Annotated in this window: 19 protein-coding genes, 2 pseudogenes and 1 riboswitch; of the genes and pseudogenes, 8 read left to right on the top strand and 13 right to left on the bottom strand. The window is 67.9% G+C overall.

Annotated features, from left to right (window positions below; translation table 11 throughout):
* Nucleotides 1-104: 104 nt before the first annotated feature.
* Nucleotides 105-557, bottom strand: coding sequence for a GNAT family N-acetyltransferase (locus tag ACGFNK_RS26350; protein ID WP_393419759.1), 453 nt, complete (start codon nucleotides 555-557; stop codon nucleotides 105-107).
* A gap of 41 nt (nucleotides 558-598) precedes the next feature.
* Nucleotides 599-721 (bottom strand): annotated as a pseudogene (locus ACGFNK_RS26345) (MarR family transcriptional regulator); the annotation flags it as partial.
* On the opposite strand from ACGFNK_RS26345, the pseudogene ACGFNK_RS26340 reads away from it, so the two are divergent.
* Nucleotides 721-1,173, top strand: a pseudogene (locus ACGFNK_RS26340) (MFS transporter); the annotation flags it as partial. The pseudogenes ACGFNK_RS26345 and ACGFNK_RS26340 sit on opposite strands and share 1 nt — an antisense overlap.
* A 31-nt stretch (nucleotides 1,174-1,204) precedes the next feature.
* On the opposite strand, the gene ACGFNK_RS26335 reads toward ACGFNK_RS26340, so the two are convergent.
* Both ACGFNK_RS26335 and ACGFNK_RS26330 read right to left on the bottom strand, forming a co-directional pair.
* Nucleotides 1,205-2,071 carry a GNAT family N-acetyltransferase gene (locus ACGFNK_RS26335; protein ID WP_393419757.1) on the bottom strand — a complete coding sequence of 289 codons (867 nt, stop codon included), beginning with the start codon at nucleotides 2,069-2,071 and terminating at the stop codon, nucleotides 1,205-1,207.
* 5 nt (nucleotides 2,072-2,076) lie between these two features.
* On the bottom strand, nucleotides 2,077-2,613 hold the full coding sequence (locus ACGFNK_RS26330) for a DUF2269 domain-containing protein (RefSeq protein ID WP_393419755.1): 537 nt from the start codon (nucleotides 2,611-2,613) through the stop codon (nucleotides 2,077-2,079).
* 76 nt (nucleotides 2,614-2,689) lie between these two features.
* On the opposite strand from ACGFNK_RS26330, the gene ACGFNK_RS26325 reads away from it, so the two are divergent.
* A complete protein-coding gene (locus ACGFNK_RS26325; RefSeq protein ID WP_393419753.1) occupies nucleotides 2,690-3,322 on the top strand; it encodes an HAD family hydrolase in 633 nt (210 codons plus the stop codon).
* A 424-nt stretch (nucleotides 3,323-3,746) separates the two neighbouring features.
* On the top strand, nucleotides 3,747-5,210 hold the full coding sequence (locus tag ACGFNK_RS26320; RefSeq protein ID WP_393419751.1) for a globin domain-containing protein: 1,464 nt from the start codon (nucleotides 3,747-3,749) through the stop codon (nucleotides 5,208-5,210).
* A gap of 28 nt (nucleotides 5,211-5,238) precedes the next feature.
* Here ACGFNK_RS26320 and ACGFNK_RS26315 read toward each other — a convergent pair whose 3' ends face one another.
* From ACGFNK_RS26315 to ACGFNK_RS26295, 5 genes are all read right to left on the bottom strand, one after another.
* Nucleotides 5,239-5,721: an NUDIX domain-containing protein gene (locus tag ACGFNK_RS26315; RefSeq protein ID WP_393419749.1), complete on the bottom strand. Its 483-nt coding sequence runs from the start codon at nucleotides 5,719-5,721 to the stop codon at nucleotides 5,239-5,241.
* A 42-nt stretch (nucleotides 5,722-5,763) separates the two neighbouring features.
* On the bottom strand, nucleotides 5,764-6,669 hold the full coding sequence (locus ACGFNK_RS26310; RefSeq protein WP_393419747.1) for a LysR family transcriptional regulator: 906 nt from the start codon (nucleotides 6,667-6,669) through the stop codon (nucleotides 5,764-5,766).
* 217 nt (nucleotides 6,670-6,886) lie between these two features.
* Entirely contained in the window at nucleotides 6,887-8,026 is a 1,140-nt protein-coding gene (locus ACGFNK_RS26305; protein WP_393419745.1) for a cystathionine gamma-lyase, read from the bottom strand.
* Complete coding sequence (locus ACGFNK_RS26300; RefSeq protein WP_393419743.1) at nucleotides 8,023-8,565, bottom strand: low molecular weight protein-tyrosine-phosphatase; 543 nt, start codon at nucleotides 8,563-8,565, stop codon at nucleotides 8,023-8,025. The genes ACGFNK_RS26305 and ACGFNK_RS26300 overlap by 4 nt, the downstream gene beginning before the upstream one ends.
* Before the next feature lie 9 nt (nucleotides 8,566-8,574).
* A complete protein-coding gene (locus ACGFNK_RS26295) occupies nucleotides 8,575-8,952 on the bottom strand; it encodes a phage holin family protein (protein WP_393419741.1) in 378 nt (125 codons plus the stop codon).
* A gap of 48 nt (nucleotides 8,953-9,000) precedes the next feature.
* Here ACGFNK_RS26295 and ACGFNK_RS26290 point away from each other — a divergent pair, with 48 nt between their 5' ends.
* The 4 genes from ACGFNK_RS26290 to ACGFNK_RS26275 all read left to right on the top strand — a co-directional run bounded on the left by ACGFNK_RS26290 (nucleotide 9,001) and on the right by ACGFNK_RS26275 (nucleotide 11,291).
* A complete protein-coding gene (locus ACGFNK_RS26290; protein WP_386340163.1) occupies nucleotides 9,001-9,318 on the top strand; it encodes a cupin domain-containing protein in 318 nt (105 codons plus the stop codon).
* Between the two features lie 161 nt (nucleotides 9,319-9,479).
* Nucleotides 9,480-9,692 (top strand): DUF5326 family protein, encoded by a 213-nt coding sequence (locus ACGFNK_RS26285; protein WP_386340166.1) that lies wholly within the window; start codon nucleotides 9,480-9,482, stop codon nucleotides 9,690-9,692.
* Between the two features lie 255 nt (nucleotides 9,693-9,947).
* Nucleotides 9,948-10,751, top strand: a complete 804-nt coding sequence (locus ACGFNK_RS26280) for an IclR family transcriptional regulator (protein WP_393419739.1) — start codon at nucleotides 9,948-9,950, stop codon at nucleotides 10,749-10,751.
* 99 nt (nucleotides 10,752-10,850) lie between these two features.
* On the top strand, nucleotides 10,851-11,291 hold the full coding sequence (locus tag ACGFNK_RS26275) for an SsgA family sporulation/cell division regulator (protein ID WP_393419737.1): 441 nt from the start codon (nucleotides 10,851-10,853) through the stop codon (nucleotides 11,289-11,291).
* 30 nt (nucleotides 11,292-11,321) lie between these two features.
* On the opposite strand, the gene ACGFNK_RS26270 is transcribed toward ACGFNK_RS26275, so the two are convergent.
* On the bottom strand, nucleotides 11,322-12,740 hold the full coding sequence (locus tag ACGFNK_RS26270; RefSeq protein WP_393419735.1) for a YibE/F family protein: 1,419 nt from the start codon (nucleotides 12,738-12,740) through the stop codon (nucleotides 11,322-11,324).
* Nucleotides 12,741-12,812: 72 nt separating this feature from the next.
* A riboswitch (TPP riboswitch) is annotated at nucleotides 12,813-12,969 on the top strand.
* Between ACGFNK_RS26270 and thiC the strand changes: the two genes are divergently transcribed.
* Nucleotides 12,962-14,764, top strand: a complete 1,803-nt coding sequence (gene thiC / locus ACGFNK_RS26265) for a phosphomethylpyrimidine synthase ThiC (RefSeq protein WP_393419733.1) — start codon at nucleotides 12,962-12,964, stop codon at nucleotides 14,762-14,764. It overlaps the preceding riboswitch by 8 nt.
* Nucleotides 14,765-14,911: 147 nt before the next feature.
* Here the strand turns inward: thiC and ACGFNK_RS26260 are convergent, their stop codons facing one another.
* From ACGFNK_RS26260 to ACGFNK_RS26250, 3 genes are all read right to left on the bottom strand, one after another.
* The gene (locus ACGFNK_RS26260; RefSeq protein ID WP_393419731.1) at nucleotides 14,912-15,781 is read right to left on the bottom strand and encodes a hypothetical protein; all 870 of its coding nucleotides are present in this window, start codon (nucleotides 15,779-15,781) and stop codon (nucleotides 14,912-14,914) included.
* Nucleotides 15,782-15,964: 183 nt separating this feature from the next.
* Nucleotides 15,965-17,101 (bottom strand): metallophosphoesterase, encoded by a 1,137-nt coding sequence (locus tag ACGFNK_RS26255; protein WP_393419914.1) that lies wholly within the window; start codon nucleotides 17,099-17,101, stop codon nucleotides 15,965-15,967.
* A 188-nt stretch (nucleotides 17,102-17,289) separates the two neighbouring features.
* The gene (locus ACGFNK_RS26250) at nucleotides 17,290-18,402 is read right to left on the bottom strand and encodes a LacI family DNA-binding transcriptional regulator (RefSeq protein WP_386340186.1); all 1,113 of its coding nucleotides are present in this window, start codon (nucleotides 18,400-18,402) and stop codon (nucleotides 17,290-17,292) included.
* Between the last annotated feature and the right edge of the window lie 228 nt (nucleotides 18,403-18,630).

The following is an 18,630-nucleotide window of genomic DNA, read 5'->3' as shown; positions in this document are numbered from 1 at the left end:
AGCGCCGCGCGCGACAGGGCTCCTTTTCAGCAAGAGCGTTCCGTACGACGAGAGGCGTCATGTTTCACGTGAAACATGACGCCTCAGCGGATGCATGCACCGCCTCAGAGAGGAAGCTTGAACCCCACGTGGGAGGCCGTGAACCCGAGCCGTTCGTAGAACCGGTGGGCGTCGATGCGGGTGGCGTCGGAGGTCAGCTGGACCAACTGGCAGCCCTCGCAACGGGATTGGTCGACGGCCCATTCGATGAGCCGGGAACCCAGGCCGCTGCCGCGCTCATCGGCGTGAACGCGTACGCCTTCGATGATTGAGCGGGTCGCTCCCCTGCGGGACAGGCCGGAAATGATCGTGAGTTGGAGGGTGCCGACGACACGGCCTCCGCGTACGGCGACGACCAGGTGCTGGTTCGGGTCGCCGTTCAGGCGGTCCAGCGCGGCCAGGTACGGGGACAGGTCGTCCGGTGACTCGCGCTGGGCGCCCAACGGGTCATCGGCGAGCATGGCGACGATGACCGGGACGTCGTCCGTGACGGCGGGTCGTATCTCAAGGTCTCCCATGGCGGCAGCCTATGCGGGCTCGTCAAAGGCGATGGCGCGTCCTAGGCGGGCGCGCGTGTGGATACGCTCACCGACTCCACGACCCGGACCAGCGGGGCCAGTCCGGGGTTCTTGGCCGCTTCGTCGAGTGCCTCACGCAGGGCGGTGTCGTTGGTGGAGCGCGCTCGTCGGCGGCAGGTTCGCCGACCGCGCGCTGATGCCGATGATGTAGGTCTCACCGGGTGCCCTCCCCGTCTACTGGCCCTGTTCACGCTCACCGCGCACAACAAGATCGCGGCTGCTGTGACCATCGCGCTGACAGGAGCCCTCGGCTTCGTATTCGTGCCGCCACTGCAGAAGCGGGTCCTCGACCAGGCACACGGAGCCCCACGCTGGCCTCGGCTGTGAACATCGGAGCCTTCAACCTCGGCAATGCCCTGTCCGCCTGGCTCGGAGGCCTCGTCATCGCGGCCGGCCCGGGCTACACACCGCCCCCAAATGGGCCGGCGCCGCTCTGGCCGCCGCGGCCCTCCTGCTCGCCATGGGTTCGGCCGCTCTGGAGCGCCGTGCCGACGTCCCGAACCTCGCCGTGGCAGCCGCGGGGCCCGCCGGACAGCAGACCGCCGTCCACCACTGATCCGCGGCCGGGGCAGCCTCCGACAGAGGCCTCAGCCCGCCGCCACCGTCAGCGGAGCGAACCGACGCGTCCAGTCGCCGGGGAGTTCCGGGATGCCGTACGTCATGACCGCGTTGAAGCCGGCAGAGGCGAGGCCACGGGCCTTGACCCAGGTCAGCAGTTCCTCGTGCCGTACGTCGATATCGGTGCGCAGTGCGTCGGTGGTATGGGCGGCCAGCGAGGCGATGAGCTCCTTCGCAGTCTCCGTGTCCTGGGCGATCAGCGGGCCCACGACTTGGTTGTCCATATTGGGCCAGGCGGCCGCGTACCCGGTGATCCGCCCGTCCTCCTCAGCGACGCGCAGTTGCTCGGCGAAAGCCGGCAGTCGCGTGATCATGTGCGTGCGGTCGGTGCCGAAGACCTCCTGGTCGAGCCGGAGGATCGCGGGAAGATCCTCGGCCGTGGCCGCACGCGTGGTGGCCTCCGGATCCGGACCGCCGGGCGTGAAGTGCCCGCGGACCATCTCGGCCCGGCCCGTGGTCTTGAAGCCCAACTCCTCGTAGAGAGGGCGGCCGTACGGCGTCGCGTGCAGGGTCAGCGGGGTGGTGCCCAGTGCCGCGACGACATGCTGCATCAGACGGCGGCCGACGCCTTGCCGTGCGTGTCGTTCGGCGACCAGTACCATGCCGATCGCGGCCAGACCGGGGCGCTCCTGTGGTCCGTACGAGGTCACGACGCAGGCGCTGATGAGACCGCCGTCCGGGTCGTCGATCCCGTAACCCCTGCCCGCCGCCAGTAGCAGGCCCCACTTGTGCTCCTCACGGGGCCAGCCCCGGTTCTCGGCCAGGTCGGCGCAGGCGGCGAGGTCACGAGGCGTCAGACGGCGGATGGGCAGGGTGGCGAGGGAAGGAATTGGCACGCTGGTCAGGCTGTCTGACGGGCGCGCTCGACGTCCACCGATTTCCGGGCAGCCATGCGCAGATTTTGACCACGGCGAGTCAATCCCCAGGGCTTGAGGACCGAGATGACCGTCATGAAGACATATGCGGACAGCGAGACGATCGGCCCAGCCAGTACCTCGCTGACATCGGGCAGTGGTCCGCCCGCGGAGACGGCGGCGACCGCGGAGTCGACCCCGGGACGCAGTGCGAAGACTGTGGCGGTCATCGTGGCCAGAGTCAGCCAGAACTTCGTGTAGACCCATCGATGCCTCGTCAGACCCCACGAGGTGCCCAGGGACAGCACCAGACCGCTGAGGAACGTAAGGAACGCCAGGGGAAGCAGGAGCCAGTCGGCGAAGAGCTTCATGGCACGGACGGAAGCCTCCACGGTCACTGCGGAACCGGTGGTGGTCGCAGTGATCCCGAGCACGAGCAGGCCGAGCGTGAGCCCGAGCCAGCATGCGGAGGCGGCTACATGGACAACGAGGGTGGCCCGGCGTGCGGGGCGACTTAGTTTCACGTGAAACACCGTGCCGGGCCGGATCGGCGAGGACGTCTGACAGCGGGAGTAACCCCACGTACTAGCCTCGGCGTACATGGCGAGACTTCATCTCTTCGATCTGGACGGGACGTTGCTGCATGGCAGCTCGGCACCCGTGGAGATCTCCCGGCAACTCGGACTGGAAGCCCAGACGGTGGCCCTCGACAAGGCGCTCGGCGAGGGGCGCATAAGCCCGCCGGAGTACGCGTCTCATGTGCATACCCTCTGGGCGGAACTCACGGAGGCCCATGTGGCGGCGGCCTTCGCGGGGGCTCCCTGGCTGTCCGGCATTGAAGACGTCTGGGCGGAGATCAGGGGGAGCGGCGATTACTGCGCCGTCGTCTCGCTTTCGCCGTCGTTCTTCGTGGAGCGGTTGACGGAATGGGGCGCGCATGCGGCGTACGGTTCACGCTTCCCTGCCGTGCCGTTCACCGAGCCCGTGGATCCGGCGGGGATTCTGAGCGCCGCCGCCAAAGTGCAGATCGCGGACCGACTCTGCGCGGAGTACGGGTTGGGGCGTGCGGACTGTGTTGCGTACGGCGACTCGATGTCGGACAAGGACCTGTTCGAGGCGGTTCCGGTATCCGTAGCCGTCAATGCGGATCAGCATCTGACGGGTCTGGCCACGCACTCCTATGTGGGGCGTGATCTGGTGGATGCCTATCAACTGACTCGGGATTCCCGTTAATTGAAGGAATTGACGGTTCGTTCCCGCGCAATTCTGAGCGCAGTGAGCTGGGGACTTGTGCGGCGGACCGTGACCGGTAGGGTCGACTCCGGTTCCGGTGTGATGTGTGCGTGTGTCGCGTACGCGTCCCGCAGGGAACGAGCGCAGGTCAACGCAGCCTAACGGGACGGAGAGATCGAAGACCCGCATTCTCCGTAATGCGGCCAGGGTGTTGGTGAAGGGTGGGACGCTGCCATGGCGGTGGTGCGGCCATTGTCACATTCTTGCCTTACTTGTCCGTAGGGGGCGGGATTTCGGGTTTCAATGTGCCCGAATTGGCCGACGGGACAGAACGGAAAAACAAGCCGTCTGCGGGGGAAAGCAGGCATCTTCCGACCGAGGAAGTGCGCAGACCGACCGAAAGATGTTCGAGGCGAGGCACACCATGGACGCTCCGACCACCACGTCGGCCGACAACGGCACTTCAGGGGGCAGCGGCGAGGGCGGCTGGTTCACGCCGCGCAGGCAGCCGGAGCCGCCCGCGGGCGGCGAGCAGGAGACGACCGAGGGCAGCCGTCTGGCCGCGTTGCGCCCCGTGGGCAGGCCCGCGAGGAATGGCGGCGAGGCAGCGCAGAAACGAATATCTCCCGTCGCGAAAGCCGGCCCGGCCGACGTCGGCACCACCGAGGCCAGAGCCGACACGGTCAGCGCCTCTCCGAGCGACACCTCCACCCCACCGCAGCCGGATTCCCAACCCCGCGTCCCCGAACAGAGGTCAGCCCCCTCCCGGCCGGCGTCCCCCGACGCCGTCCGTGTCCGCCGCACCATGGCCGAGGTGGCCCCCATAGCCGACAAGGTCACCTCGTACTTTTACGCCTTGCTCTTCGTGCGCCACCCCGACCTGCGCCCGCTGTTTCCGGCCGCGATGGACACCCAGCGGGACCGGCTGCTCAAGGCGCTGCTGACCGCGGCCGAGCACATCGACAACACCGAGGTCCTGGTCGCGTATCTGCAGAACCTCGGCCGCGGGCACCGCAAGTACGGCACCCGCCCCGAGCACTACCCGGCCGTCGGCGAGTGCCTCATCGGCTCCCTGAGCCGGTACGCCTCGGCGGTGTGGGACGAGGAGACCGAGGCCGCCTGGGTCCGGACGTATACGACGATCTCGCAGATCATGATCGATGCCGCGGCCGCGGACGAGCTGCTCGCGCCGGCCTGGTGGCACGCCGAGGTCGTCTCGCACGACCTCAGAATCTCCGACGTCGCCGTCATCACGGTCCGCCCCGACCAGCCGTACCCCTTCCTCGCCGGGCAGTACACCAGCCTGGAGACGCCCTGGTGGCCGCGGATCTGGCGGCACTACTCCTTCGCCTCGGCACCCCGCTCCGACGGGCTGCTGTCCTTCCATGTGAAGGCGGTCCCGGCGGGCTGGGTCTCCAACGCGCTCGTGCATCATGCGCGGCCCGGCGACATTGTCCGGCTCGGCCCGCCGGCGGGCTCGATGACCGTCGACCACACCACCGACAGCGGGCTGCTCTGCCTGGGCGGTGGCACCGGGATCGCCCCGATCAAGGCACTCGTCGAGGACGTCGCCGAGCACGGCGAGCGGCGCCCGGTCGAGGTTTTCTACGGTGCCCGCACCGATCACGACCTGTACGACATCGACACGATGCTGCGGCTCCAGCAGATCCACCCCTGGCTCGCGGTCCGCCCGATCGTCGACGAGCAGGCGCATGTCCAGCTCCCCGACGCCATACGGGAATACGGGCCGTGGAACGAATTCGACGCGTATCTCTCGGGCCCACCCGGCATGATCCGCAGCGGTGTGCACACGCTGAGAGACATCGGCATCCCGTCGGAGCGGATACGCCACGACTCGGTGGAGGAACTCGTCGCCGCCGTGGACTGACCCCGCTGCTCACCCGACGAGCGGAGCGTCAGCCCAGGTCAGGCGCGTGCATTGCCAGTACGCCCTCGATGTTGCCGTCCAGATAGTGCCGTAGCGACAGCGGTACGAGATGGACGGAGGCGATCCCCACCCGGGTGAAGGGAATGCGTACGATCTCGTACTCGCCGCTCGGCTCGTCGATCTCGGGGCCATGGCGCTGGGAGGGGTCCATCGACTCCAGCCGGCACACGAAGAAGTGCTGGACTTTCACGCCGGTCGCGCCGCCGTCCTCGCCGATGTGCTCGACGGTGTCGACGAAGCAGGGCACCACGTCGGTGATCTTGGCGCCGAGCTCCTCGTGCACTTCACGGTGGAGTGCGTCGACGACGGTTGTGTCCTCCGGCTCGACCCCTCCGCCGGGCGTCAGCCAGTAAGGATCCATGCCGGGCTTGGTTCGCTTGATCAAGATCAGGTCATCGCCGTCCAGCAGGACGGCGCGGGCGGTGCGCTTGACCACGGGTCGGACGGTCATGGGAGGAATGTGGCCCAGCTGGTTCCACGTGAAACATCTCCCTCAGGACCAGTCGGTGGCGACCTGAAGCAACCATTCGTGCGCCCGCGCTATATGCGGCATGGCGAGCGTGCCGGTGCGTACCACCAGGAAGTACGTACGCAGCGGGGGCACCGGGGGTTCGAGCAGTGCCACCACGTCGCCGCACTCCAGCGCCGTTGCGCACAGATAGCGGGGCAGTACTGCGAGCCCCGCGCCGTTGATCGCGCAGGCGAGGACCGCGCGCAGGTCAGGGACGATGACGGTGCCCGACGCTGCCGGGCGCGAGTCGAAGACGGCGGCCCAGTAGCGGGCGACGAACGGCAGCGACTCGTGCACCTCCACCACGGGGAAGTTCTCCAGGGCGGGCGCACCTTCGCACAGCAGCTTGTCGGAGGCGATACGGGCCTCCCAGCGCGGCGAGGCGACCAGGACGTGCTCCTCGTCGCAGAGCGGAGTCGCCGTGAGCAGGGCACCGCGCGGACGGGCCGTACTGATGGCCAGATCGTGATGCCCGGCGGCGAGTCCCTCCAGTGTCTCCTCGGCATTGCCGAAGGAGGCCCGCAAAGCAAGGCCCTGGCCATCCTCTCCGGCCAGCTCCGTCAGCGCGGGCAGGGCGAGCTCGGCGGTGAACTCCGGCGGCCCGGCCAAGTGAAGGGTGCGCACAGAAGAGGCTTCGTCGAGGCCGGTCTCGGCGATCTCCACAAGAGCGTCCAGATGCGGGGCTGCCTTGTGGGCGAGTTCGTCGCCGATGGTCGTGGGGGTCACGCCGCGGGCCTGGCGCAGGAAGAGGGGCCGCCCCAGCTGACGTTCCAGGGTGCGGATCTGGGAGGTGACGGCCGGCTGCGAAAGGCCGAGCAGCGCGGCGGCGCGGGTGAAGGAGCCGGCCCTGTGCACGGTCACGAAGGTCCGTAGTAAGGCCAGATCCATGGTGTGTCGCCCCTCTCTCCAGCCCCACGGCAGCGCTCAACTATAAATAAGTCGATAGGTCTCTGTCGCTACTGTGATTGGACACTGACACAGAGTCAACTAGCCTTGTTGGCGCGGTTCTTCGCGCGCAGAACCGGGACGGTCCGAGCCACGAGGGGGGAGGTTCGGGCCGTCCGCCGTCCGTATCCGTGTTACTGACCGGTTGCTCAGGAAGCCGTCACCGCGCCGACTCATCGAGGGCACGCAGCACATCCGCCACCAGGTCCCCGGGATCCTCGGCGCCGACCGAGAACCGGATGAAGCCCTCCCCGACCGCGTCCCCGCCCCACCGGCCGCGCCGCTCAGCCGTGGACCGTACCCCGCCGAAGCTCGTCGCCTCGTCCACCAGGCGCAGCGCCTCGAGAAAACGGTCGGCACGCGCGCGCGTGGGCAACGAAAACGACACCACACACCCGTAGCGCCTCATCTGTTGCGAGGCGATCTTGTACGAGGGGTCGTCGGGCAGCCCCGGATAGCGCAGCTGCGTCAGCTCGTCCCGGTCGCGCAGCGCCTCGGCCAGGGCCAGGGCAGTGGCGTTCTGCCGGTCGACGCGCAGCTGGAGCGTGGCGATGGAGCGGTGTGCGAGCCAGGCCTCCATCGGCCCGGGAATCGCGCCGACGATCTTGCGCCATCGCCTTACGGCTGCCATGGCCGAGGCGTCGCCACCAGTGACGTACCCCAGGAGGATGTCCCCGTGCCCGGTGAGCTGCTTGGTGCCGCTGGCCACCGAGAAGTCGGTGCCGAGTTCCAGCGGGCGCTGTCCGAGCGGGGTCGCCAGCGTGTTGTCGACGGCGACCAGGCAGCCACGCGCGTGTGCCGCCGCAGCGAGCCGCTGGATGTCGCACACATCGAGTCCTGGATTCGACGGGGTTTCGAGCCACAGCAGCTTCGCGCCGTCGAGCGCATCGAGCTGGGCGTTGCCGCCGGTCGGCGCGGTGCGCACCTCGATGCCGTACTCCTCGAGCTGCTCGCGGACGAGTGGCAGCACCTGGTAGCCGTCGCTGGGCAGGACGACCGCGTCACCCGCGCGCAGCTGTGAGAAGAGGACCGCCGAGATGGCCGCCATACCGGAGGCGAAGACGAGCGTTTCGGCGCCGTCCTGTCCAGGCGCCTCCAGCTCGCCGATGGCGCGCTCAAGGCTGGTCCAGGTCGGGTTCTCGTCGCGGCCGTAGGTGTACGGGCCCGTGGGGTCGCCCGGCAGGTGGTAGTAAGCGGCGAAGACCGGCCCCGGGAGGGTCGGCTCGTGCTTGACAGGGTCGGGCAGCCCGGCCCGCACCGCGCGCGTGCCGTCGCCCGGCCCCGTAACGGCATCCGTCATGCCGCCTCTCCCTCCAGGTGGTCCTGAACCGCGGCGAGCAGACCGACGCTCGCCGCCTCCACCATCTCAAGGCACTCCTCGAAGCCGTCCATGCCTCCGTAGTAGGGGTCCGGTACGTCGAGGTCGTGGCCTGCGGATTCAGCAGGGGCGTGCGAAGTACCCGTTGAGGGGTGGTGGTCGGGCGACGGGCGGACGTACGACCGCAGGAGCTGGACCTTCTCCGCGTCCGCCGAGGTCGGCGCGAGGCGTCGCAGGGCCTCCAGGTGGCCGCGGTCGAGTGCGATGACCAGGTCGAGCCGGGAGAACCACGAGGCCCGGAACTGGCGGGCCGTGTGGTCGCTGTCGTAGCCGTTCGCCTCCAGGACGGAGACGGTACGCGGGTCGGCGGCGTCCCCCTCGTGCCAACCGCCGGTGCCGGCACTGTCCACCTCGATCAGTCCGTCGAGCCCGGCCTCCGCCACGCGCGCGCGGAAGACGGATTCGGCCATCGGGGAGCGGCAGATGTTGCCGGTGCAGACGAAGCACACGCGATAGGGCATCAGGTTCGCTCAGTCCTTGTCGGGGAGGACGACGTTCAGCGCCCAGGAAACGACCGAGATGATCAGGCCGCCCAGGACGGCGGTCCAGAAACCCTCGACATGGAAGCTCAGGTCTAGCTTGTCCGCGAGCCATGAGGTGAGCAGCAGCATCAGGGCGTTGATCACCAGAGTGATCAGGCCGAGTGTGAGGATGAACAACGGGAAGGTGAGCACCTTCACAATCGGCTTGACCAGGAAGTTCACCAGGCCGAAGAGCAGCGCCACGACAAGCAGTGTGCCGATCTCCTTGCCCGTGCTGTCGCCGGTCAGGGTGATCTTGTCGAGTATCCAAACGGCGACGGCGAGAGCGCCCGCGTTGGCGATCGTCTTGACTACGAAATTCTTCATGTGTCTGATCGTGGCAGACGAGATCGGTAACGAGTGCGGACGAGGGCGATGAAGGCATTCCGGCTGGACGAACTGGAGGCGGAGCGCGCCGCCAACGACGGTGCGTATCTCCAGTTTCTACGCGAGAAGAACATGTCGGTCGGCCTGTACGCGCTGAACGCGGGCACGCAGGACCCGCAGCAGCCCCACCGCCAGGACGAGGTGTACTTCGTCGTGAGCGGCCGTGCTGCCATCACGGTAGGCATGGAGACGACCCAGGTGGCGCGCGGCAGTGTCATCTATGTGCCCGCGGGGGTGGCCCACAAGTTTCACCACATCAGCGAGGATCTGCGGGTTCTGGTGGTCTTCTCTCCGCCCGAGAGCTGAGGTCCCGCCTCAGGGTTCCCTAGGGGAACGATCAGGGGAGGACAAGGGGTGCCGGGCCCCCGTCGGGACCCCTGCCGCGCCTAGCATCGAAGGCAGGACATTCGAGACTCGTCGGCCCCTCAGCAGAGGGGCGGCGGGCAGAGAGACAAGGAACAAGGGCGATGCGTGAAATCTTCGCGGGGATGCCGTGGTGGGTGAAGTGGGTCGCGGTGCCGGTCATCGCTCTGGTCGTGTTCGGCGGCGTGATAGCGAGCGTTGTCGGGTTCGTGATCGGCCTGCTCTTCAAGGTGCTGGTGTTTGTGGCCCTGGTCGGCGGAGTCATGTACGTCGTACGGAAGTTCATGGCGAGCTCGTCGTCACGAAGCGACTGGTAGAGCGCTTGGTGGAGCAGGTCGTACGCGGCGGAAGCGGGCGGAGGGGCTTCCGCCGGGGGTTGCCGACAACGGGTCGGCAATAACAGGAATCAACCATTCCCTCGGGGGAGGGAAGTTTCGGAGCAGGCCGTCCGCGAGCGGTGGCGGACGGTTAAAGTCCGGAACTCGACGCGGGGTTGATCCCCGCGGGCGGCGCACAGACCCCTCCCGTGACACCCCTGCACGGGTGGCCCCCTCGCGCTTAGGGAGTGACCCTTGGCCACTGCTGACACCGCAACCCCAGGACCGAACGCCCCCTCGACCGAGCCGCACCCCACGACACTCATCGGATCCGTGCAGCGTGCGCTGCGCCTCCTGGAATCCGCCGCCCGGCACGAGCACGGGGCGCCCGCCAAGCAGCTGGCCCGCGAGGCCCAACTCGCGCTGCCCACGGCGTACCACCTGCTGCGCACCCTGGCGCACGAAGGGTATCTGCGCCGCGAGAAGGGCCTGTTCTTCCTCGGCGAGGCGGCCGAGCGACTCAGCAGCAGCGCTGCCCGGCAGAAACGTCGCAGCACGGTCGTCGACGCGCTCGCCCAGTGGCGCGATTCCATCGGTGTGCCCGTGTACTACGCCGTCTACCGAGAGGGCGAGATCGACGTCCAGTGTGTCGCCGACACCCCGGCCAATCCGGCGGTCGAGGAATGGGCCGACTTCCGCGAGACCGGACACGCCCACGCGATCGGCCAGTGCCTGCTGTCCCAGCTCGACGAGGAGGCCCGCCGCGACCACCTCGACCGGTATCCCGTGCAATCGATCACTCCGTACACGGTGCGTGACGATCACATTCTGTTGCGGCGCCTCGAAGGGACCAAACGCATGAAGCCCGTGATCGAGCGTCAGGAATACGCGTTGGGGACGGTCTGCGCCGCCATCCCGATCATCGCGGGCAACACGGTCGGCTCAATGGCCATCTCACTGCCCGCCCACCACGCGGACCGACTGCTGCCCGCGGCGCGGCAGTTGCAGAAGGAGATCGGCAGGCTGCCAGGGACGCTCGCCGTCTCTATCAGCATCTGAAAACTCACTCCTTGTGATCTGGTGTGTACGTTCAGCAAGATGCCAGCAGTGTCAGGTGGATGGTTCCTGGCCAGTCGACGGCAGACGGCGGGGTAGGCGATGCGCGAGTCAGTAGTACAGGCAGAGATCATGATGAGCTTTCTCGTGTCGGAGGAGCTCTCCTTCCGCATTCCGGTGGAGCTTCGATACGAGACATGTGATCCCTATGCCGTGCGTCTGACCTTCCACCTGCCCGGCGATGCCCCGGTGACCTGGGCCTTCGGCCGGGAGCTGCTGATCGATGGGGTGGGGCGGCCGTGTGGGGTCGGCGATGTGCACATTTCGCCCGCCGGCTCCGAGGGGTTCGGCGATGTGCTGATCCGGCTCCAAGTGGGCGCCGACCAGGCGCTGTTCCGCTGCGGAGCGGTGCCGCTCGTGGCGTTCCTCGACCGCACGGACAAGCTGGTGCCACTAGGCCAGGAGCACTCCCTTGCCGACTTCGACACACATCTCGACGAGGCCCTGGACCGCATCCTGGCGGAGGAACAGAGTGCGGGCTGAATCGTACGGTGCTCAGGGTGCCGTAACGCTTCAGCGCTTGCGGCGGCGGCCCCTCCCCCCGAGTACCGGCGTCCTGACGCCCGCCTGGGGCTGCTCCGGTGGTGGCGTCTGAGCCGCAGACGCGGATCCGGGGCGGTCCGCCGAGACCACGAGAGCGGCCAGGGCCGTAGTGACCGGTACGGAGGCGACCAGGCCGATCGAGCCGACGAGCGTACGCACGATCTCCACGGCGACCAGCTCACTGTTGGCCACCGTCCCCACGCTGCTCTGAGCGATCGAGAACAGCAGCAACAGGGGCAGCGCGGCGCCCGCATACGCGAGGACGAGCGTGTTGACGACGGACGCGATGTGGTCCCGGCCGATACGGATGCCCGCCCGGTACAACCCGCGCCGGCCCATCGACGGATTGGCCGCGTGCAACTCCCAGACCGCCGATGTCTGCGTCACCGTCACATCGTCGAGCACACCGAGCGAACCGATGATGACGCCCGCGAGCAGCAGACCGCTCATGTCGATGCTCGGATACAGGCCATGGATCAGACCGGTGTTGTCATCCGTGTTGCCGGTGAGCGCGGACCAGCCGATGAACAGTGAGCCGAGCACCCCGATCAGCAGCAGCGAGAGCAGTGTTCCGAGCACCGCGACCGATGTTCGGGCGGACAGTCCATGGCAGGCGTAGAGCGCGATCAGCATGATCGCGCTCGCCCCGACGACCGCGACGACCAAGGGGTTCGAGCCCTGCAGGATCGCAGGCAGGATAAAGAATGTCAGGAGGAGGAAGCTGACGGCCAGCGAGATCAGCGCCATGACACCGCGCATCCGGCCCACCACGACCACGGCGAGCGCGAAGATCCCTGCGAGCAGCGCCATCGGGAGCCTGCGGTTCACATCGGTGACCGAGTACTGGAGGTCCCTGGGAGCGTCGGGCGCGTACGCCACGATCACATCCTGCCCCTGGCTCAGCTGCCGAGACGAGTCCGGCTGGACGATCTCCGTGAAGGTACGGCCCTTGTCCTTGCCGGTGTCGACCCGGACCGTCGCCTTCTTGCAGGTGCCGGTCGCCTGCTGCTGAGCGGACGAGCCCTCCGCGGTCGAGGTGTCGCCGGTCGGGGTGCCCCCGGAGGCGTTGACGGACTTGCAGTCCACCTCGTCGACCTTGGTCACCGTGGCCTCTTGCGTCTGCCGGTCGAAGCCGACGCCGGTGCGTTCGTGGGGTGGGGCGCCTCCTGGCCACAGCACGGCCAGGCCTACGACGACCGCCGTGGCGAAGGGAATCAGCACCGCGGCGATGACCTTGCGCAAGTGTTTGGACACGGGGGCTGGAGGGCCATGGCCATGGCTATGCGCATGGCTGTGGCCATGACCGTCACCAGAGCCGTGGTTGTCACCGGGGCCGGGCCCGTGCGGCGGTTCGGACGGGGGAAGCGGGGGCTGATGCGTTGTAGTCACCGACCGATCATCGCAAGAACGAAAGGGGCCCACTGTTCAGCGCGCCCAGTATGACGCTAGCGTGGAGGGACCTTTTGCACACGCGGGAGCTCGGAGCACCGGGCTGAGAGGGCGCTGACCTCCGTCCCAGCGATGTTTCACGTGGAACATCGCCGTACGGAAACCGCTGCGTCGACCGCTGAACCTGTTACCGGGTAATGCCGGCGTAGGGAGTAGGTCTCATGACCAACAAGGACGTACGTACGCCTGCCTCCAGCCAGACGGACGAGGACTCAGCCTCGTCCGGGAACGGCGAGGCCGGGAAATCCATCGGCTGGCACAAGGCTTATGTCGAGGGCTCGCGCCCCGACCTACGGGTGCCGGTCCGTCAGGTGCACCTCACCAACGGCCAGTCGGTCACCCTGTACGACACCTCCGGCCCGTACACCGATCCAACTATCGACACCGATGTCCGCAGGGGCCTGGCGCCGCTGCGCGAGAACTGGATCATCGCCCGCGGCGACACCGAGGAGTACGCGGGCCGTCCCATCCGCCCCGAGGACGACGGGATCAAGCACACCTCGCCGCGTGGCGGACTGCGCAACCTCGACGCCGTCTTCCCGGGACGTCCGCGCCAGCCGCGCCGGGGCATCGGCGGTACGGCCGTCACGCAACTCGCGTACGCACGACGTGGCGAGATCACACCGGAAATGGAGTTCGTGGCAGTCCGCGAGAACGTCGACCCCGAGGTCGTACGTGAGGAGATCGCCGCGGGGCGGGCCGTGCTGCCCGCGAACGTCAACCACCCGGAGATCGAGCCGATGATCATCGGCAAGCGGTTCCTGGTGAAGGTCAACGCCAACATCGGTAATTCGGCGGTGACTTCCTCCATCGAGGAGGAGGTCGAGAAGATGACCTGGGCGACCCGTTGGGGTGCCGACACGGTCATGGACCTGTCCACCGGCCGGAACATCCACACCACCCGGGAGTGGGTGCTGCGCAACTCCCCCGTCCCCATCGGCACGGTGCCGCTCTACCAGGCGCTGGAGAAGGTCGACGGCCGTGCCGAGGAGCTGACCTGGGAGATCTACAAAGACACGGTCATCGAGCAGGCCGAACAGGGCGTGGACTACATGACCGTCCACGCGGGCGTGCGCCTGCCGTACGTACCGCTCACCGCGAACCGCAAGACCGGCATCGTCTCGCGTGGCGGCTCGATCATGGCGGCCTGGTGCCTGGCGCACCACAAGGAGTCGTTCCTCTACGAGAACTTCGAAGAGCTGTGCGAGATCCTGGCCGCCTACGACGTCACGTACTCGCTCGGTGACGGGCTGCGGCCCGGCTCGATCGCGGACGCCAACGACGAAGCCCAGTTCGCGGAGTTGAGGACGCTGGGGGAACTCAACACGATCGCCAAGCGTTTCAACGTACAGACCATGATCGAGGGCCCGGGACATGTCCCGATGCACAAGATCAAGGAGAACATCGACCTTCAGCAGGAGATCTGCGATGAAGCTCCGTTCTATACGCTCGGCCCGCTGACGACGGACGTCGCGCCGGCGTACGACCACATCACCTCCGGCATCGGTGCCGCGATGATCGCCTGGTGGGGCACGGCCATGCTCTGCTATGTCACGCCCAAGGAACACTTGGGCCTGCCCAACCGTGACGACGTCAAGACCGGCGTCATCACCTACAAGATCGCCGCCCACGCAGCCGACCTCGCCAAGGGGCACCCAGGCGCGCAGGAATGGGACGACGCGCTGTCCGACGCCCGCTTCGAGTTCCGCTGGGAGGACCAGTTCAACCTGGCCCTCGACCCCGACACGGCCCGAGAGTTCCATGACGAAACCCTCCCGGCCGAGCCCGCCAAGACGGCCCACTTCTGCTCGATGTGCGGGCCGAAGTTCTGCTCGATGAAAATCTCTCAAGACATCCGCCGCGAACACGGCGGTACGCAGACGGAGATCGAGGAAGGCATGGCGCAGAAGTCGCAGGAGTTCGCAGCTGCGGGTAACCGGGTGTATCTGCCGCTCGCCGATTGACCTGATCCGGGCGCGGCAGCAGTGCACCGCTCCGGGCTCCGGCCCTCGACTTCGTCGTCGTGGGCCGGAGCGGCCGTGCGGCTTGTCCGTCCGGCCGGGACTCGGGGTCCCGGCTCGGCTGCTTCTGGTCTTGCCTCGGCCGCGCCCCTACTCCGGCTGATGCTCCGGGCCCCCGAAGTCCGGGCTTGAGAAGTCCGGGCTCGAGTAGCTGGGGCGGGGGCCTGCCGCGGGGCCGCCGTCGGGGCTGCTGAAGCCCGGGCGGTTGTAGCCGAGATGGGGGATTCGGCTGGTCGGCTGCGGCGATGTCGTACGGTCGAGGGCCGCTGAGCCCGGGTCGGCGAGTGCCTCTCGGAGGAACGGCATGATGCCGCGCTCCAGGAGGGCCTCGCGCCAGGCTTCCCTCGCCCGGCTCAGTTCCTCGCTCTGCTCACCCCGCGTGCCGGCCTGGAGCGAGCTCTCTCCGTTGCGCAGGGCGGTGAGCAGCAGACCGACCGCGGCGATCAGGATCGCGGCCGCGGTCACCGCGCCGAAGACCCACCCAGTGGTGAGGAGGGTCCGGGCGAACGCCGGCTCGGGGTTGAGCATCTTCAGGAGGTAGCCGACGAGCAGGAAGATTGCCGAGGCGGTGCCGGCGAGGACCGGAGTGAGTACCGCGGCGACGGCGACGGCGCCCGCCCCGGCGGGCTCGGTGGCCTCCCCCACCGTGGCGGCGAGCCCCACCGCGCTCGTGCCCGGGTCCGTGGATCCGGATCCTTCGTGGACGCGTGGCGTGGGCGGCGCCGGCCGGCGCAGTTGCTCGCGGACCTTTACGTAGTGCTGGTATTCGGTCGCCGCGGCCGCCGTGATGAGAGCGGAGGCGTTGAGCGCCATGGTGCGCAGTTGTTCGGGGTTGAGCCGCTGGCCGACAGCGGCGAGTTCCGGACGGTGTGGTGCGGAGCGCAGCGCCTCATCGAGGACCCGCTCGTACTCTTGGCGGTCCTCACTCAACAGGTGCTGCGGAACGCTGTTCATGTGCATCCCCCGATGCTCCGTAGGGCTTGGGGCTCGGCATGCTGACGAGCCGTCGGGCAGAAACGGAGGGGAGCCTGCTACGGATAAGCCGATGGTAGAGCGGGGACGGTACGAGGTGACAGGGGGTTTCCAGAAATTGCCCCTCGATAGGCCCCGTTCTCGGTGGAAGAACGCCTGCCCGGAAAAGGGTCAGCTATCCAGGGGCAGTTGCTGGACCAGTAGCTTTCCGGCCATGGTCACGCCGCCGTCCATCGCGATGGCCAGCCCGTCCGCGTACACATGCGGTCCTTCGACCACAGGGCCCGCGGCATCGTCGCTGTCCTCGGAGCCGACCTCGCCGAGGAGGTACGGAATGGGGCTGTGACCATGGACGATGCGAGAGCCACCGTACATGTCAAGGAGTTCGCGCACGGCTTGTGCGCCCCCGTCGTCGCGGAACGCGAATCGCTTGGTGAACTTGCGGAAGAGGTCCCAGCATTCGTCCGCGTCGTTGCGCGTGAGGGCTTCACGGACGGTGTCGTTGACCGCTTCGATGGAGTCGCCGTAGTCGAGATAGGCGGTGGTGTCGGAGTGCACCAGCAGGTGCCCGTCCGCCAGCTCCATCGCGTCGAGGCGGGCCATCCACTGCAGATGGTGATCCTCGAGGCGCTCCATATCGGTCTTCTGGCCGCCGTTGAGCAGCCAGGCGGCCTGGAAAGTGGCCGTACCGGCACCGGAGTTGACGGGAGTGTCGCCGAATCGCTTGGCGCCGAGCAGCAGCAGCTCGTGATTGCCCATCAGCGCCTTGCAGTAGCCGCCGGCCGCGGCGGCCTCGGCGGACAACCGCATCACGAGGTCGATGACGCCGATGCCGTCGGGCCCTCGGTCGGTGAAGTCCCCGAGGAACCACAGTCGTGCGGTGCCCGCCGACCAGTGGCCGTCGATGTCGATGAGGCCCTTCTCGCGCAGTGCGGCGACGAGTTCGTCGAGGTAGCCGTGTACGTCGCCCACGACGTACAGCGGGCCCGGCCCGGCGGTGGACTGCGGGACGGTCGTGGCTTCGGGGCTGACCGGCACCTGAAGGGTGTCACCGCGGTTGATGACGGGCAGATCGCGCTGCGTCGGCGTGTAGCCCTCGGCGTCCTCGACCGGTCTGGTGCCCTCACCGGGAGGCATCTGCTGCGCATGAGGGCGCTGTTGCGGATGAGGTCCGGGCTGGGCGTACGGGCCGGGCTGCGCATACGGATCGGCTTCGTGGACGTACGCGGGCACGCGGAAGTCGCGCACCGTCGGCGTCCGCACCTCGGGTCCCTGACCGGCCCCCTGAGTCATCGACCCCTCCACCACCATCGCGCCGCATCTGCACCGCACTGGACTGCCTGGTCGCAGCGGCCCGCGGTGTCGTGCGCCCATCATAGGAATGCGGATCGCGCCATGTGATGACCCAGGGGTGGTGAATCGGGGCAGGACCCCAGTTCATCGTGGTTTTCTCCCGAATTGGGAGCAGCTTTCTCACCTGATGCCACCGCCTGACGTCACCTCTCCTCGGGTGATCGGGGCGGGCTGACGGTCGTACGGGGCGGCCGTCGATCGGAGGAGGTCCGCACGATCAACTCCGTCGGTATCACCTGCTCGACCGGTTGGTCCGATTCGACCCCTTCGATGGCGTCGATGAGGAGCTGGACCACGGCCGTGCCGATGTGGCGCGGCTTGAGTGAAAGCGTGGTGAGGGGTGGCTCGGTGTTGGCGTACACCGCGGACTCGCTGCAGCACACGAGCAGCAGATCCTCCGGTACGCGCAGACCGTAGCGGCGGGCGGCCGTGAGGAGGTCGGTGCCGTTCGGGTCGAACAGTCCGTACACGGCGTCAGGCCGGTCGGGCCGGGCGAGCAGCCGGTCGGCGGCGGCGGATCCCGCGCAGGGATCGTGCGCGGGGTAGGCCTCGTACACCGGTTCCTGGCCGACGCGCTCGCACCAGTGCAGGTACGCGGTCGTCGACAGATGCGTGTACGTGTCCGTCGAGGTCCCGGTGAGCAGGCCGATCCGGCGGGCGCCCGCGTCAGCCAGGTGGTCGAGGATGCCCAGGACCGCGGCTTCGTGGTCGTTGTCCACCCAGGCGGTCACCGGCAGCGAGCCGGCCGGGCGGCCGTCGGAGACCACCGGCAAACCCTGGCGGACCAGTTCGCTGACGACGGGGTCCTGGTCGGAGGGGTCGATGACCACGGTTCCGTCCAGGGCCACGTTCGACCACACGTCGTGGCGCGAGGTGGCGGGAAGGATGACCAGGGCGTAGCCACGGGCGAGCGCGGCCGAGGTGGCGGCTCTGGCCATCTCCGCGAAGTACGCGAACTCCGTGAAGGTGAAAGGTTCATCCCCGTAGGTCGTCACGGTCAGGCCGATGAGGCCCGACTTTCCGGTACGGAGCGTGCGGGCCGCGGCGGAGGGGCGATAGCCCAGCCGGTCGGCGACCTCGCGGACATGGCGTCGGGTGGCGTCCGGGAGCCGGCCCTTGCCGTTGAGTGCGTCGGACACGGTCGTGATGGAGACCCCGGCGGCGGCGGCTACGTCTCTGATGCCCGCCCGGCCCGGCCGACTGCCTCGACGGGAGGTCTCCGCCCGGCTCACCTGGTGCTTCCCTGCTGCTGTCATGGCGAGCCGATAGTAGGGCTCATGCGGTGGGGTAGTGCGGACGCATATTCACTCGTTGACAGGCACGTTTCTGCATGGTCGATAGTGCTCAATTTCCTTGGAACATAAGGTAGTTGAGCGATTCAATGACAGTACGTCACTTGTGGGGGCGCATGAGCCTGCCGAATGGGTCATGTTTCGAAGAGGTCTCAACTCACCTGCATGGGGGATGCGCGCCACGGCGTGAGC

This window comes from Streptomyces sp. NPDC048825 (genome assembly GCF_043198355.1).
Lineage (GTDB): Bacteria > Actinomycetota > Actinomycetes > Streptomycetales > Streptomycetaceae > Streptomyces > Streptomyces xiangluensis.
Note: the sequence above shows the minus strand (reverse complement) of the source record. Positions and strands in the feature narration are given on the sequence as shown.